Consider the following 15500-nt stretch of genomic DNA (forward strand, 5'->3'; position numbering starts at 1 on the left):
CTGCCAAATACCTCTTTAAAGGTCTAACTTATTGAGTAAATTCAATTTTAATTGTTTTACCCATAGCATGGGCAATTTCAGCTAGTTTATCAAACGTTACATTATCGCCACGTTCGATTCTAGCAATGGTGGATTGAGGGACGTTTGCTCTTTCAGCTAAATCGGCCTGAGTTAGGCCAGCTTCTTCACGAGTATGATACAACGCTAAGGCACTGGCAGATTTTTCCTTGTCAGCATGATAAGCTTCAGCAAACTTAGGGTCTTTTAATTCCCGGGTTAAAATATCATTGATTTTCATTTTGACTATCCTCCCATTCAGTTCGTAATTCAATCGCATGTTTAATTTCAGCGGGTGGTGTTTTTTGTGTCTTTTTGGTAAACCCATGGGTAATCACATATTTTGGTCCCTTAACGTGAAAGTATAATGCCCGTTGAATATTACTGGATACCTTACTTCTTAATTCATATAAATTTTTAGCTGATTCTATCTTTTTAACCCAAGTCATGCGTTGAGCGACTAGTAAACCTTGATCCTGCGTATCTGTAATCACTTGCAGTAATTTAGCGCGATCTTTAATTGGCAGTTGCTGTAACCATTCATCGAATTCATCATGACCATTGGGACGTTTGTAAGTTTCAAATTCTGGCTTTTCCATATTTGAATTATACCATATATATTATTATTTTAAAGTTATACGCTATTGCATTCAACCAAAATCAATTTGATCTAGCATCGTTTCGGTACTAGCCTGGTCTAAGCCTAAATAAGCTAACGTCATCGCTTCACTGGAATGATTTAGCAAATTCATGACTAAGCCAATATTATAATTTGATTGCGTGTAAACGCGATAAGCCCCGGTTTTACGCATCGTATGGGTCCCTAGATAATTAATTCCTAACAGATCGCCAACCTTGCTCATGATTTTGTAGAACTGTTTTTCCGTAATATGGCGTTCTGGGTGTTGAATGGAAGGAAAGAGCCATTCAGAATTCAGCTGATGATCAAGTAGCCATTGACGGTACAATAAGAGCTCTGTTTGAACAGGTTTAAGGTACAAGGTATTCGGTTTACCAGTTTTTCGGTCGTGAATAAACGCATTTTGTTTAATAGAACCGTCCGGATTAAAAATATCGGCCTGTTTTAAGCGCATGACATCACTGACTCGCAGCAGTGTCGCTTTGCCAACTTGAAAAACTGTATAGTTACGCCGGCCAGCTTTAAAGTTGTTGAGTAAGGTATCTTGAACCTCCTTGAGAACATTTGAATCTTTGATGGGTAAGACAACTTGTTGCATAGTTTTAGCTCCTTAAAAAATTGATTTTTAGTACAAATTAAAGTACAATATTAAGTACAATGAAAGGGTGGTAAATATGACATTAGCACTAACACAGAGCGATTTTCGCGCTAACCTAAAAAAATATTTAGATCAAGTTAATGACGAAGACGAAACCGTTTATATTGCTCGTTCAAATAGTCGCGCAGTAGCCATCGTTTCACAAGAAAAAATGGACTGGCTAGAAAGAGCATTAAAAGCTAAAGAAGGTTCGTTAGAATATGCAATTGCACGTGATCAGTTAATTAAACGCCATGTTTTACCTGACGATGAAATTGTTGAATCAGATGATGGTTATTGGGGTCAGTTTAAATAATGAAAAAACTAAGATTTAAACCACGTGCAACCTTTAATGCTGATCTAAAACGGTTAGCCAGTTTAGACAAATCTATTATTGATGAAGTTCGAGCAGCCATTGATCTGTTGCTTGAGCAACAACAATTACCACCAGAATTTGAAGATCATGAGCTTAATCGGCGAATGAGCGGTTATAATGAATTTCACTTACGAGATACCCCGAAAAACAAAACACCAAGCGAAACTAACGATGTCCTGGTGGTTTATACGATTGATAAAGATGAACTAGTCTTAATTGGCATTCGAGTCGGATCGCATGATCGTTTATTTCCTGGTCAAAATCGTTCCAAAAGGTATCGAAAAAATGACGAATAAGAGAAGTCATTTATACCATATAAAAACAAATAACCCCCAACATCTACATTATAGATATTGGGGGTTATTTTAACAATGATTTTGAGGGGTTATTTGTGCCTTTTTTAATCGCCCCTATAAAACAGCCCCCGTTATCTAGTGGATAGATAATAGGGGCTGTTTTTTTGTTTAATGGTATTATAGGTACTATATTAGTATGAATATATTGGAGAAATAACATGTATAAAAACATCAAATAAATCGTTAGCGGATTGGGCGCTTTTATAATTGCCCAATGGCTCTATCATACTCTGTCACAATATCCAAACATCAATATTTGGCTGGCTAGACTGCTTCCTATTCTTATCATTTTTATTGTGTTCTTTTCTCTGCAATGGATAATCAACACATTTGAAAAGTAACCTTATAAATTTTAGTTATTATATTGGGCTGAAACCCTTGCTACAAGCGGACTAGCAAAAATGCAAGCTCGACAAAAACATAACTAAATAATCTATTGCTCTTATGATGATATTTTACCAAACGAGAAAAACTAGTCCGGAATATCAGCATAAGAGCAAGTGTGTTAATCAGTCCGTATTAGATAGTTTTCCGTCGACAATTTTGTAGACATTATCAGAAAACTCTCGCAGACGATCATCGTGCGTGACGATGACGACTGCTTTTTCCTCGTCATGCGCAATATTAGCAAAAAGTTGGCCAACTTCTTTGACACGTGCCGTATCTAATGCTGCCGTAGGTTCATCGGCTAGGATGATCGCCGGGTCTGTATACAACGCACGGGCAATTGCAACGCGCTGTTGTTGACCGCCAGACAATTCGCCAGGGTATTTGTTTAATAATTTTTGAATGCCTAGCGTTTCAATAATTTTGTCAAATCCATCTTGACTGAGGTTATTGTTAGGCTTCACCTGGTCAACAAGTTTGAATTGGTCTGCTACGGTTAAATATGGCACGAGATTGTACGCCTGTAAGACGAAACCGATTTGTTCAAGTCGTGTTTTTTCGGCTTCTTTGGTACTCAAATCACTGATGTCGTGACCATTCAAACGAACTGAGCCGTCTGTTGGTGTCTGTAACCCGCCTAAAATGGTTAGCAAGGTACTTTTACCAGATCCTGAAGGACCAATGATAAGCGACACCTCACCAGCTTTAAACGCTAAACTGACGTCTTCTAGTGCCGTAACTAAATTGGTTTTCTGACCAAATTGTTTCGTCACGTGTTCAAGGGCTAGTTTTTCTTCACGCATCTTTTTAACCTCCAATTACTGATACCGGATCAATCTTACTAATCACACGAATCGGAATGATTGCACCCAGTAACCCGGTTACCATCAATCCGGCCGCAATGAGTCCCATCAATCCCCAATCAAATGCCATTGGTACGCTATCTGGAATCCCAAATTCAGTTAATGCCGATAGTACAGCACCAACGACGATACCAGTTGCCATAATAAAGAACGTCTCAAATAACGTATTTTGGGCCAAGAAACGATTTGGAATGCCTTGTGCACGCAAAACTGCCAAGTTAGGCAATTTTTGAACCGTTAGAATGTAGAGGAAGATGGTAATCACAATCAATGAAATGACAATCAGGAAGCCAATCATGAGACCAAACGTCGCTTTTTGCGGTGTATAACCTGGCAATTTATTGATAAAGGCTTGGTATGAATAAGTCTTTAATGCTTTATCATCGACCGATTGTGACGTTTTTGAAGTAACTACGCTACCTTGGAATTGATCTGACACGCCCTTAATGACACGCCATTGCGCTAACGCGCCATAAATAACAGGTGCGGTGTTATACGTGGCATTTTTCGCATAACCCACGATTTTATATTTCGTATCAGATAACCCAATCGAAATTTTATCCCCCATACCGTAAATATCCTTATCAACTGAGTCAGCGAGGACGACTTCGTTAGCTGCCTTTGGCAAGTGCCCCTTGGTTAATTGTAGGTTTTTAGCGATGTACTCGTCGTTATTCATCCCAACGAATTGTGCGGATTCACGTTTTCCGCCAATTTTCATATTAACTGGTGTAATGCCAAGTGTTGCGGTTTTGTCGTCGCTTAACTGATCCACCTGTTTCGTTGTCAGTAATGACTGTCCGGCATTGCCATTAGCGTCTTTGGTCATTACAAAGGACTTAGACTGCCAGCTGTCCACCGCAGCGGTGTTAGCTGTTGCCAGCCCGAGCGCCAGGGCACTTAAAATGAAAATCAAATAACTGATTAAGACGACGACTGTTAGAATCAAGCCGTACCGTAGTTTTTCTTTTTTAATCTCTCTAATTGCTAAAAACATTTGTTCCTCCTGTATTTGTTGCAGTTCAGCAAACTTACTATACACAAGTATACATGCTTTTATGATGAGATTCCGGACTAGTTTTGCTAGTTTGGTAAAATATCATCATAGGAGCATTTTTATTTATGGTTACACGTTATGAAGAGGACTTAAAAAAGTCCATTGTGGAGATGGTTAAAGCGGGACGACGATCCGATGAATTATCCAAGGAATACGGTCCTTCAGCCGATTCAATTCGGAATTGGGTTAAAGGCGCTAAATCAGTTGAGCTAGAAGACGGTACTGAAGTAACGTCCAAAGAATTCAAACAACTTCAAAGGGAAAATCAGCGATTAAAGGAGGAACTTGAAATTTTAAAAGCTGCGGCGGTGTTACTGGGAAAGCATTAGGACGAATTAATTGCCTTGTCTTCATAGAAGATCAGTTATTGCGACACCGCTTATCAATTATTCTTTCGGCACTGAAATTACCGCGCAGCACCTATTACCATTGGAAAAGATATCAACCTAGTCAACACGAACGTGTTGATAATCAGCTCAAAGAAAAAATTGAATTGATTTGGGAAAATAATTATCGTGCCTATGGTTATCCACGAATAACGATGGTGCTTCGCAAGTCAGGCATCTGTGTTGGGTCAAAACGAATTTTACGATTAATGAGGGAAATGGAGATTCACTCTTTAATGAATCGGCGATTTAAAAAACCTGGCACTCATGTGGATCATTCACAACGCCCCAATTTAATCAAGCACCAGCCCAATGCAAGGATATGGCGTGCTGACATTACTTATTTGGAATTACGTCCAGGAACCTGGGTTTATCTCAGTTCTATTTACGAACCAAAGGTTCATCAAGTTCTTGCTTTCAAGATTGGTCGTCAGATGGAGGCGACGTTAGTTGTAGAAACGATTAATCAGGCGCTTGAATGTCATCAAAAGCCACAATATTTTCACTCTGACATGGGTTCACAGTACACCAGCAACGAAGTTGAAACTTTACTTGAACGGCATCAGATTAGCCACTCATACTCAAAACAAGGTTATCCTTATGATAATGGGCCAATTGAAGCTTTTCACTCATTGTTGAAGAGAGAGTTTGCCTTTCAAACAACTTTTTCCAATTTTGAGGACTTGGTAATCCGAACCTCAAATTACATCAGTTGGTTTAATTCCGACAGAATTAGAACGAGTGTTTAGAACCTGTCTAGTATCTTTTAAGAACTATCTTCAGGAAGGCCAATACAACCATTTGAAGACTGCTGTTAAGGGCACGTTCACAGTTTTTCCAAAGTCGCCGACATTTGTCTAGCCAACTCCATGAACGTTCAATGATCCATCGTTGCGGTAACACCGTGAACGTATGCAACTCGTTGCGTTTAGCTACCGTCGTCTTAGCATTCAAAATGAGCTTCACCTGATCCGCAAAGTCATTGCCAGTGTAGCCACCATCAACCATGACATGCTGAACCAGCTCTAAATTTTGGCTAGCCATAAGCATAGCCAATGCACCTGAACGATCTGATGCATTAGCTCGTGTCACGAGAATGGCTTGTGGTAAACCATTAATATCAACCGCCATATGACGCTTAATCCCTGAAATCTTTTTGCCGCCATCGTAGCCACTATTTTTCGTTAAATCAGTGGTTTTAACACTTTGAGCATCAACAATCACAAACGACGTTCGGGCCGATCGGCCCTGTGCAAAGCGATAGGAAGCAACAGTTTTTTTAAAAGCCTTTCTAATAGCGAATCAGCTGTCGGGTCTGGTTTATCTCGCCACATATCGTAATAGCGGTAGACGGTATGCCATTCCGGGAAATCGTGCGGTAATTCACGCCATTGACACCCTGTAGTAAGCGAGTAAAGGATGGCATTGAATACGTCATAAAGATCATAACGACGCGGTCTTGTATGCTTGCGGAAGTTTTCTAAATCAGGTTGTATTAACGCAAATTGCGCTCGAGAAATATTGCTTGGATAATCTGGCATGACAAACTCCTCAGTCGGTTTTCCACAATTCTACCAGATTCAGCAGATACTAGACAGGTTCTTAGGGAATTCTTCCCGAAAGGGAAGTCTCTCAGAGCAGTTACCCTGGTTGAAATTCAAGCAGTCCAATCCGCACTGAACCATCGTCCCAGACGTATTCTGAACTATCTTCGCCCATGCGATTACTACAACTAAAAATTATTTGTGGGTGGTCAATATTCCGGTATGGATAGATTTCGTCGTGCCAAGTAGGATACCGATTCAAGTGGCATTAAGCCTCCTTAAGGGCTAGTTCATGCACTTTAGCACTAACTTGATTAAGAACCTGTGTTTTACGTTCATCTGTCAAAAAGACGCGCTGACTTAAAATTGGGTAGTGTTGTTCACGTGCGATTAGCAATAATTCACGATAAAGCAAAGTGGCGGCTAATAACGATGGCCGGGCGACGGGATCAATTTGTGGCATCATGGTTAATGCAGCCTCGTACTTGTTCATGGCAATCTGTGCTTCATGTTCCCAAAGCCGAATAAAATTGGCAGATGGGATGGGGCCATGCAAGTCAGTTGGATTGAGCTGATAGTGTGCCAATAGTTTTGATGGCAGGTAGATTCGGCCACGTTGGTAGTCTTCACCAACATCTCTTAAAATATTGGTGAGCTGCATGGCGATGCCTAATTCTACGGCTGGTTTGACAAGTGATTGCGGGTTAGTTGCTAGCATTGGCAAAATCATCAGACCAACTGATCCGGCGACGTAATAGCAATAGTCTTCAAGTGCTTGCTGAGTTTGAGGTTGTTTAAAAGTCGCGTCTTGTTCTTGACCAGTGAGCATATCGAAAAAGACGTCAAGATTCATATCATAAGTCTCAAAAACGACGGCCAGTGCGCGCCACATTGGGTGGTCTGGGACATGACCATTGGCAAAGGCGGTCAATGATTGGCGTAATGCCATTAGACCATCAATATCATGGTCAACATCAACGAGGTCGTCGGCTGTTCGACAAAAAGCATAAACGGCGTAAATACTCCAAGCGCGTTCTCGTGGTAATTGCGAGAAGGCGGTGTAGAATGCGCTAGAGGACCTTTTAGTAATTGCTTGACAGTACGCAAAGTCAGTACGATGTTGTTCGAATTTAGGCATTAGTTTGGTCATCTTTAATCAACTCCTCAACGGCTAATTTAGCACTTTGCATAACAATGGGAACACCGGCCCCAGGGTGGGTGCTACTACCACAAAAATAAAGATGGTCGGCATAGTCGAACTTGTTATGGGGACGATAATAATTACTTTGCTTTAACGTCGGTCGTAAGCCGAAAGTGGATCCGTTATAGGCGCCAAACTGTTCTTTGAAGTCAACCGGTGTAAACTGCTTTTCGACAACGATATGCTGTTCAATATCGCTGAAGGTAGCCGTTTGTCTTAGTTTGTTAATGATTAGTTGACGATAGTTCTTCAGTGTTGTTGGTGACCAGTCATTAAACTTTGAGAGCTCAGGAACTGGTACTAAGACATAGAGTGCCTCACTGTTTTCGGGAGCTAAACTTGGATCCATCTTTGATGGAACATAGACATAGTACGAGGGATCTTCTGGTAACTTGCCGTTGTCAAATAGATCGGCGACGTTTTTGCTGAAATCTTGTGCAAAGTGGATCGTGTGTAATGCTTCGGTTGGGTATTTTTTGTCTAGTCCTAAATACAAGACGAGACATGAGCATGAATAATCCATTTTGGCAATTTTTTGATCTGTGTACTGACCACGATTTTGCTCATTTGGAATCAGTGTCGTCATGGCGGTTGGAAAATCAGCATTACATAGGACATAGTCACTGTGGATCGGATGATTATTGACACGAATGCCAACAGCAACTTTATCTTTGATGATAATTTCTTGAACTGGTGTGGCAAGCTTTAACGTACCACCTTGTTCTTTGAATAACTTAACGAGACTATTGACAACTGTGTACATACCACCCTTTAAAAAATAGACCCCATAGAAGAGCTCAATCATCGGAATAATGTTGTATAGCGACGGGCCCTGGTAGGGAGAAATTCCAATATACAGTGTCTGAAAGGCTAATGAATTACGTAGATTTTCATTCTTGATAAATTTTGCAATGTTTTTGTAGGCATTGTTAAAGGTGCGTAGCTGTAGTCCTGCATACAGAGCGGGTAGGTTATAAAAGTCATGCCAGTTACGGAATGATCGTTCTAAAAAATTAGGCTTCGCGATGGTATACCGGTGATAAATATCCGCTAAAAAATTTAACATACCATTGACATCATCAGGCGCAATGCGGTTAATCTCGGCAATTAATGTTGGGAGATCGCGTGACAAATCGAGACTAGATTGATCACCAAAGACAAGGTGCATCAAAGGTTGAACTTCTTCGAATGGTAAATAGTTGCGCGGATCGACCCCGCAAAAGCGAAAGACTTCTTCGTAGATGTCTTTCATCATGACAATCGTCGGCCCCACGTCAAATGTAAATCCTTGGCTAACAATCTGGTTCATTTTGCCACCCGGTTGCGCGTTTTGCTCATAAATCGTAACATTATAACCTAATTTTTGAAGCCGTACTGCAGCGGTTAAGCCACCAATACCAGCGCCAATAATCGATACTTGCTTCATCAGTAAATCTCTCCCTTAACAGATGAATAACTAAAAAACATGGTTAATCATTAGTTATATTTTGGTTTAATAATGTAAAAAGTACAACCCTAGATTGCATAATTAAAGTTACCACCCAGAAAATGTGAAAAAAGACCTGTCCGTTCTTGCTAAAATGGTGTTTGCATAACAGAGAAGGACAGGTCCCATGGCCATTATAACCTTAATTGAACGATCTCAGATAGAACTGATGCAACACCACACGATTCAATACATCGCTGCGACCTTAGAACCTGTCTAGTATCTGCTGAATCTGGCATGACAAACTCCTCAGTCGGTTTTCCACAATTCTACCAGATTCAGCAGATACTAGACAGGTTCTTAGAAAAAGATGTGCCATTTATTGACATAGGAGCAGTCATCTAATGAGCTTTTTTAAAAACAACACAAAACGAATACCTACTGAAGTGAAATTACTTACTGATATACAAAATGCTTTAGCTGATGCACCAACTACTGAAGAAAAACCATTTTTACTGGAAGCAGAACAATCTTTAAAAGACAAAAAATATTTGCCAAAAATTTTAAGTGATTTACAATTTTTTTTAACGCCCCTAGCGATAAAATCTGCCCTATCCCCAAAAGTTAAAGTTATCTATTTGAATCTTATCTCAGATAAATATCAAACTAGTACAACGGGTAGTGGTATTGGAATGATTTTTGGTGGTTTTAGTGGATTTGGTGGTCGCTAGAAAGACCATATCTCATTTGTTCCTTCTAGCAATTAAATTACGTTTTAGCCACATCATCGTTTTAACTGATATTTTGATTTTCTGATTTATCTTACTGTTAGTGCTATAGCATGATTTGATGTAGTATGCTTGATTTCAAAATAACGACAGTTAGAACAATAGAAAGGGCCAGATCAGCTATTAACGCTATTTAATTCTGCCTGAGGGTGTGACCGAAGTTTCCTAACCATGGGCTTGATTTTAGCAACGACCAACGGGAGGCGCAGTTAAATGTGAGCGTGGGCTTCGCTCACTCCTTTTTGAGTGAGGGGGGAATTGGGGACCTTGAAGCTTCCAGATCCTGGCGGATCAAATCGAATTGTTGCCGAGAAATATCGCTTTGGTAATGATGACTAAAATGTTGCATATGATCACCAACTTTTTTGACAGTAGTTATCAAATTATTTGGTCAAAATCAAAGATACTAAACAGCTTCTAAAGTTATTGAGTAACGTATCTTGAACCTCTTTAAGAACGTTTGAATCTTTGATGGGTAAGACAACTTGTTGCATAAGCTGTTAGTTCCTTTACTTTAAAATTAATTTAGTTGCAGAAAACCTAAAAATCGAATATTATAATGTAGTACGATGGTAAACTTAAAGGAGGTGGATTAGAATGAGTAATACTATTATTAAAAACAAGACAATTTCAACTCGTGTAACACCTGACATTAGTGAACGGGCTAAAGCTAATCTAGCAAAACAAGGGCTAACCGTTTCTGAGTATATACGCTTATCGTTAGTTAAAGCGGCCAATAATGAAGTTCGATTAGTCAGCTTTTTAGATTCTCCGGAAGCCTTAGCCGCTAAAAAAGAAGCAGAAACAGGGCAGGTCAAAAACATTGGTTCATTGACTGACTTTGAAGATTGGATCGATAAGTTAGATGCAAATTAAACAGACTAAATCTTTTGAACGTGAATTAAAAAAACTAGTCAAAAAACATTTCCCAATAACTGTCTTGAAGCCTTGTTTAGAAGCAATTGTTGAACAAGATGTACTTGTTTTGAATCAGATTAAAGATCATGCATTAAAAGGAAATTGGCGTGGTTATCGTGAATTTCACCCTGCCAGATATGGAAACTATGGCAAAAATTATGACAACTGGATTGTTATTTATCAGCTAGATCATGATGAATTGATTTTGTTATTGGTTGCAACTGGCTCCCATGAAATCTTGAACCAATAGCTATAGTTTAGGGGCACTTATAAAAAAAATAAATTAAAATAGCCCCCAATATCTACATTATAGATATTGGGGGTTATTTTAACAATGATTTTGAGGGGTTATTTGTTAATTATAGACCTTATATATGCATTTGCGATTATTTTTTTATTTGTCAGCATTAAGTTGGGTATTATCACTTTTAAAGTTATGGTAGATTGTAAAATTAATCCGACGCTGTTCGGACAAAAAAGATCAGCTTCCCTTAAAATGGTGTTTACCACAAACCCATCTTTTAGGAGCTGATCTTTTGTCTAGTATAACCTATTCTGAACGAATTAAAATCGAAACCTTTTGTGAACTAGGCCTGTCCAATATCCAAATGAGCGATCGCCTAAAACGATCACCTGCCACAATTTCTTATGAATTAGCTCGATGTGAACCTTACAGGCCGAAGTGGCCCAAACAGATGCCGAATACAAGCGGTCACGATGTGGCCGAAAGACTAAATTGAATGACAAGTTAAGGCAAATAATTTTAAACCATTTACGGCTAAGTTGGTCACCAGAAATGATAGCTCACGAATTTAAACTAGCGACTAAATCAATTTATAATTGGTTAAATCAAGGAAAAATTGAGTTTTCTTTAAATGATTTGCCTGAACATGGCGTGCGCCAACGGCGTAACCTTGACCAACGTTCTAAATATAATCAATCATTAGGACGGTCGGTTCTGTTGCAAAGTTTTAAATAAAGAATAAAATCCCTTACGGTATCTATGATTTAAGCTGGGATTCCCAATAACACCTTGATTTCAGTACAGACCGAAAACCCGAAGAGAGTGCCTTCTTTTCGGGTTTTCTTATATAATCCTCGAATGGCTTCCATGCCTTTAATCGTGGTAGAGGCAGTGCGTAAACTTCGATAGAATTTATTGCGTCTCTTTACTGGACGATGGTCTTGTTCAATCAAATTATTCAGGTATTTAATGGTACGATGTTCTGTCCCTTGATAAAAGCCGCCGTATTCTTTTAGTTTCTTAAAGGCACTTGTAATAGAGGGGGCTTTATCTGTGACTACAACCTTCGGTTCATCAAACTGCTTCACTAACCGCTTAAGAAAAGCATACGCTGCTTGTGTGTCCCGTTTTTTACGTAACCAAATATCCAAGGTTAAACCATCTGCATCGATGGCTCGATACAAATAATGCCATTTTCCTTTAATTTTGATGTACGTTTCATCCATTTTCCATGAATAAAAGGATTTTTTATTTTTCTTTTTCCAAATTTGATAAAGTAGTTTGCCATATTCTTGCACCCAACGATAAATCGTTGTATGAGAAACGTTAATGCCACGATCATATAAGATTTCTTGAACTTCACGATAGCTAAGGTTATAACGAAGATAGTAGCCCACGGCTACAATAATCACATCCTGCTGAAATTGCTTTCCTTTAAAATGATTCATCGTCATTCCTCCTGCTATCTTTTTCTATTATTCTACCTTATTTGATAGTAGATTTAAAACTTTGCAACAGAACCGGAAAAACTAGCTTTCGTAGCAGACCATGTGGACTCTATCGAATTAAAAATGTGGGCACAATACCTAACAAACGTACTAAATATTTACATGGATGATCAACTTAATGAAAAACAGAATCGATTAAATAAATTAAATCAAATCGTAACAAATTGGCATAATTTATTGCCATCCAGTCATTTGGTAGAAGGTCTACACGGCGCTTTCCAACATTTATCTGACAGAAACGGTGATCGTCCAAACAACATTCATATTCCACCTGTATACATTTTAAAGCCAAAAGAAGCAAACGGCGTTTGCTTTCCATCTTCGGTATATAGCTTCCGCCAACGATACAGGGCACTTTCAGGAACACCAAGTTCGGAGGCAATGATTTTAACTGGTTTGGAAGAGTTAAAACTCAAACGTACCGCATTTTTCTTAAAATCTTGGTCGTAGCGATTGCGTGAATAGGTCATTTTGAGGACTCCTTTCGGATAAATCAATTCTCTTATGTTTCTGTCCGAAATTCTAGTACAGACCCTCCATAATTTGTATGCTCTTTTCTAGTACATATTTACGATAATTATTCGATTACCAAAAATGCCACCATTCTTTATTAGTTATATTTTTAGCTGCCTGTTTTTTTGCACCATCAGTTTTTGCAACTTGGCTATTTTCTATACTTTCAAAATCTTCAACTGGGCCATCTAATTTTCGTAGGCGTTCTTTCAAATGGCGATCTTCTGCTACTGTTGCTAATTGTAATTGTTGCTGCTGATCTATCAATTTTGTTAGATGATCTATTTGGCGGTCTTTGCTACTTATTTGTTGGTCTTTGGCAGCAAGCTGTTTGTCACGTTGAGACTTTAAATCTTCTACTTCTCGTCTTAGAGTAATAAGCAGATCATTATTTTCTTTGCTAGTCTTTGTTGGATCTTTGCTACCTTTTTGTTGTTTCTTTGCTAGCAAAGGTTTTGCTACCTTGCTTCTTATAATCCTTTCTGCTGTAGTACTAATAAGGTTTGTACCTTGACTATTCTTTTGTTGGTTCTTTGCTGGTAGTCTTTGGTAGTGATATTGAATAGTCTGTTTGGAGACCTTTAATTCATCTGCAAGTTGTTTAATTATTTTTGCCAATGTCAATCACCACCTAGTTAAATTAAAAATGTCCTTTTTTCTATTTTGAGGTTAATCGATTCAAAGTACAACTGGAATCTGTAAAGATAGTTATTGTTGCACTGAAAGCGGTGTGCTAAACTGAAACTAATCTGACAACAAAATAAAAGTAAATAAAAATCAAGCCAAGAAAAAATCCCGATCCGATTGGGATCGAGATTTTATGTTCTTAGCAAGTAGCTAGACAACAGCTACTTAGTCCAAACATTCAGACCTGGCAGAATGAATGTTTGAACTTTGATTTCTGTGCTTGTATTCATTATACCTCATACCCTTAAATCGGGACAAGAGTAGATAATAACAAACAAGAAATTAAAGATGGACTAAGTAGCCAACGGCTATCTAGTCCTATTTTGTTGTTAGAAATTAAAAAAGTTGCCGATTGGGCAACCAAGAAAAGAAATCCATGCTGATGAATCACAAAGCCCTCACAACCAATGAATGCTTTGTAGTTCAGTTAGAGCATATCAGATTTGTATTTTAAAACAAGTCAGATGTTTTAGCAACTCTCTTTTGAGCCAGCATGGGTCGAGTATAGAAAGGGAGTTTTTATAATGGATCAAACAAATTTCAAGTTTTATCAAGCTGACAATGTTTATGGGGCCTTATTTTTCCAGTTTCCCAAAGTATTGATGTACGGCGAACAATATCGGTATTTAAGTAGTGAAGCCAAATTAGCCTATATGGTGCTGAAAGATCGGCTCGAGTATTCCTTACGCAATCACTGGGTTGATGAGGAAGACCACGTCTACTTTATTTTTACCAATCAAGAATTAATGGATCTATTCAATTGTTCAAAGGGAAAATTAGCCACCGTTAAGAAAGAACTCGAAAAAGCTGGCTTGCTTTATCAAAAAGCCATGCATTTTAATCCCAAAACAGGGAAAAATGAACCCAACCGACTTTACCTGGCCGAACTAGATATGCGATCAACGGACGTCTATTTACGCGGTGAATATGGCCAAAAAGAGCCGCAAACCCTTGCTACGAGCGAAAGTCTAAAAAATAGACCTTCGCGGGAGACCGTTGAAACCCTTGCTACGAGCGAAAGTCTAAAAAATAGACCTTCGCGAAAGTCCGTTGATGACACCCCGCAAACCCTTGCTACGAGCGAAAGTCTAAAAAATAGACACGATCTAGATAAAGAACTTAAAGAAAGAGATACTAATAGATACAATATAGATACTCAAAAGTTGGACTTTTCCACAGCCCATTTTTCACCAGCAGAACTAGAAAAGCAAAACCATGATCTCATAAATCATGCTAATGACTTCTTAACTGATGAAGACAGTGGCTTACCGGTTTTCTTAGAACCCGAAGCTGTGCAACTACTTAGTTTTTGGTGCCGTACCCCGCAACAGATGCGTCGCTTCATTGGCATTATCTTAAATGCTAAGTACCGAGTTGAAAAGGATCATCAAGATATTGGGGTTCTAATCCCGCTTGACGACGAAGAACTAAAACCTTTGATGACTAAAGCCTTGAGACGCTACTTTAACGCCCTAAGAAGCAATGAGAAGCATATCAAGAACGTGGAAAACTACTTGTACGGCACCATGCAAAACCTATTTGGCGTTTGGTGGAATAAACAAGCGGCTAGAGAATATGCGGCCAAACACCCGGAAGAATTCAAAAATCAAGGGGTCATTTCAGATTAGCTCTAAAATTGTTTCTCAGCCGTTTTAGTTAACTGGCATATAAATACACCAGAGCTGATTTAAAATGGCTTAGAAACGATAAATATAGCCAATAATAAGCGAAAAAAATACGCTAATTGGTTTCAAAATCCTAAATTCATGTCAATAAAACGCCAATTTGGTTTAACCCTGAAATAAAATTGTCAGCAATTGAGGACGCGGAAACCTGAAAGCTTAACTTGAACTAACCGAAATACTTGGTCAATAACCAGAAAATAAGGCCTGTCAGAATACCAGTCGGGATT

17 protein-coding genes and 3 pseudogenes are annotated in these 15500 nt (G+C 38.8%); 9 read left to right on the top strand and 11 right to left on the bottom strand.

The genetic code is table 11. The annotated features are described in order from the left end of the window. Positions 1 to 28: 28 nt before the first annotated feature. The 3 genes from KGF65_RS15315 to KGF65_RS15325 are packed head-to-tail and all read right to left on the bottom strand — an operon-like array spanning position 29 to position 1295. Entirely contained in the window at positions 29 to 298 is a 270-nt protein-coding gene (locus KGF65_RS15315; protein WP_001748276.1) for a helix-turn-helix domain-containing protein, read from the bottom strand. Next, on the bottom strand, positions 285 to 656 hold the full coding sequence (locus KGF65_RS15320; protein WP_001748275.1) for a type II toxin-antitoxin system RelE/ParE family toxin: 372 nt from the start codon (positions 654 to 656) through the stop codon (positions 285 to 287). The genes KGF65_RS15315 and KGF65_RS15320 overlap by 14 nt, the downstream gene beginning before the upstream one ends. 51 nt (positions 657 to 707) lie before the next feature. After that, complete coding sequence (locus KGF65_RS15325; RefSeq protein WP_153106301.1) at positions 708 to 1295, bottom strand: site-specific integrase; 588 nt, start codon at positions 1293 to 1295, stop codon at positions 708 to 710. Positions 1296 to 1371: 76 nt separating this feature from the next. On the opposite strand from KGF65_RS15325, the gene KGF65_RS15330 reads away from it, so the two are divergent. Together KGF65_RS15330 and KGF65_RS15335 are read left to right on the top strand one after the other, a co-directional pair. Next, positions 1372 to 1650, top strand: a complete 279-nt coding sequence (locus tag KGF65_RS15330) for a type II toxin-antitoxin system Phd/YefM family antitoxin (protein ID WP_010620850.1) — start codon at positions 1372 to 1374, stop codon at positions 1648 to 1650. Beyond that, a complete protein-coding gene (locus tag KGF65_RS15335; protein ID WP_002834562.1) occupies positions 1650 to 2006 on the top strand; it encodes a type II toxin-antitoxin system YafQ family toxin in 357 nt (118 codons plus the stop codon). The genes KGF65_RS15330 and KGF65_RS15335 overlap by 1 nt, the downstream gene beginning before the upstream one ends. 569 nt (positions 2007 to 2575) lie before the next feature. Here KGF65_RS15335 and KGF65_RS15340 read toward each other — a convergent pair. Continuing rightward, on the bottom strand, positions 2576 to 3256 hold the full coding sequence (locus KGF65_RS15340) for an ABC transporter ATP-binding protein (RefSeq protein ID WP_046811108.1): 681 nt from the start codon (positions 3254 to 3256) through the stop codon (positions 2576 to 2578). Between the two features lie 4 nt (positions 3257 to 3260). Then, positions 3261 to 4313 carry an ABC transporter permease gene (locus KGF65_RS15345; protein WP_046811107.1) on the bottom strand — a complete coding sequence of 351 codons (1053 nt, stop codon included), beginning with the start codon at positions 4311 to 4313 and terminating at the stop codon, positions 3261 to 3263. A gap of 125 nt (positions 4314 to 4438) precedes the next feature. Between KGF65_RS15345 and KGF65_RS15350 the strand changes: the two genes are divergently transcribed. After that, positions 4439 to 5508 (top strand): IS3 family transposase gene (locus tag KGF65_RS15350; RefSeq protein ID WP_112278733.1). Its coding sequence is split into 2 segments (ribosomal slippage): positions 4439 to 4667 and positions 4667 to 5508, totalling 1071 coding nucleotides; the frame shifts between segments, so codons are not numbered across the junction. Between the two features lie 7 nt (positions 5509 to 5515). On the opposite strand, the gene KGF65_RS15355 is transcribed toward KGF65_RS15350, so the two are convergent. Beyond that, a protein-coding gene (locus KGF65_RS15355) for an IS5 family transposase (protein WP_153106427.1) occupies positions 5516 to 6300 on the bottom strand; the annotation gives its coding sequence in 2 pieces (ribosomal slippage) (positions 5516 to 6033 and positions 6033 to 6300; 786 coding nt in all). A 36-nt stretch (positions 6301 to 6336) separates the two neighbouring features. Between KGF65_RS15355 and KGF65_RS15360 the strand changes: the two are divergent. Continuing rightward, positions 6337 to 6495: pseudogene (locus KGF65_RS15360) on the top strand (IS30 family transposase); the annotation flags it as partial. A gap of 76 nt (positions 6496 to 6571) precedes the next feature. On the opposite strand, the gene KGF65_RS15365 reads toward KGF65_RS15360, so the two are convergent. Continuing rightward, entirely contained in the window at positions 6572 to 7453 is an 882-nt protein-coding gene (locus tag KGF65_RS15365; protein ID WP_153106425.1) for a phytoene/squalene synthase family protein, read from the bottom strand. Then, complete coding sequence (locus KGF65_RS15370; RefSeq protein WP_153109680.1) at positions 7434 to 8930, bottom strand: NAD(P)/FAD-dependent oxidoreductase; 1497 nt, start codon at positions 8928 to 8930, stop codon at positions 7434 to 7436. Before KGF65_RS15370 ends, KGF65_RS15365 begins: the two co-directional genes overlap by 20 nt. 404 nt (positions 8931 to 9334) lie before the next feature. Here KGF65_RS15370 and KGF65_RS15375 point away from each other — a divergent pair, with 404 nt between their 5' ends. The 4 genes and pseudogenes from KGF65_RS15375 to KGF65_RS15390 all read left to right on the top strand — a co-directional run. Continuing rightward, positions 9335 to 9661, top strand: coding sequence for a hypothetical protein (locus tag KGF65_RS15375; protein WP_015474710.1), 327 nt, complete (start codon positions 9335 to 9337; stop codon positions 9659 to 9661). A gap of 654 nt (positions 9662 to 10315) precedes the next feature. Next, positions 10316 to 10594 carry a type II toxin-antitoxin system RelB/DinJ family antitoxin gene (locus KGF65_RS15380; RefSeq protein ID WP_003625288.1) on the top strand — a complete coding sequence of 93 codons (279 nt, stop codon included), beginning with the start codon at positions 10316 to 10318 and terminating at the stop codon, positions 10592 to 10594. After that, positions 10584 to 10886 carry a type II toxin-antitoxin system YafQ family toxin gene (locus KGF65_RS15385; protein WP_015474715.1) on the top strand — a complete coding sequence of 101 codons (303 nt, stop codon included), beginning with the start codon at positions 10584 to 10586 and terminating at the stop codon, positions 10884 to 10886. Before KGF65_RS15380 ends, KGF65_RS15385 begins: the two co-directional genes overlap by 11 nt. A 286-nt stretch (positions 10887 to 11172) precedes the next feature. Next, positions 11173 to 11594 (top strand): annotated as a pseudogene (locus KGF65_RS15390) (transposase); the annotation flags it as partial. A gap of 50 nt (positions 11595 to 11644) precedes the next feature. On the opposite strand, the gene KGF65_RS15395 reads toward KGF65_RS15390, so the two are convergent. From KGF65_RS15395 to KGF65_RS15405, 3 genes and pseudogenes are all read right to left on the bottom strand, one after another. Then, a complete protein-coding gene (locus tag KGF65_RS15395; protein ID WP_002329884.1) occupies positions 11645 to 12328 on the bottom strand; it encodes an IS6-like element IS1216 family transposase in 684 nt (227 codons plus the stop codon). Between the two features lie 353 nt (positions 12329 to 12681). Beyond that, a pseudogene (locus KGF65_RS15400) lies at positions 12682 to 12858 on the bottom strand (transposase); the annotation flags it as partial. Between the two features lie 115 nt (positions 12859 to 12973). Further along, positions 12974 to 13519 carry a DUF536 domain-containing protein gene (locus tag KGF65_RS15405; RefSeq protein ID WP_153109678.1) on the bottom strand — a complete coding sequence of 182 codons (546 nt, stop codon included), beginning with the start codon at positions 13517 to 13519 and terminating at the stop codon, positions 12974 to 12976. 590 nt (positions 13520 to 14109) lie between these two features. On the opposite strand from KGF65_RS15405, the gene KGF65_RS15410 reads away from it, so the two are divergent. Beyond that, positions 14110 to 15216: a replication initiator protein A gene (locus KGF65_RS15410; protein ID WP_216765750.1), complete on the top strand. Its 1107-nt coding sequence runs from the start codon at positions 14110 to 14112 to the stop codon at positions 15214 to 15216. The last annotated feature ends 284 nt before the right edge of the window (positions 15217 to 15500 follow it).

Origin of the sequence: Lactiplantibacillus sp. 30.2.29 (genome assembly GCF_018991255.1) — a bacterium.
GTDB lineage: Bacteria > Bacillota > Bacilli > Lactobacillales > Lactobacillaceae > Lactiplantibacillus > Lactiplantibacillus pentosus.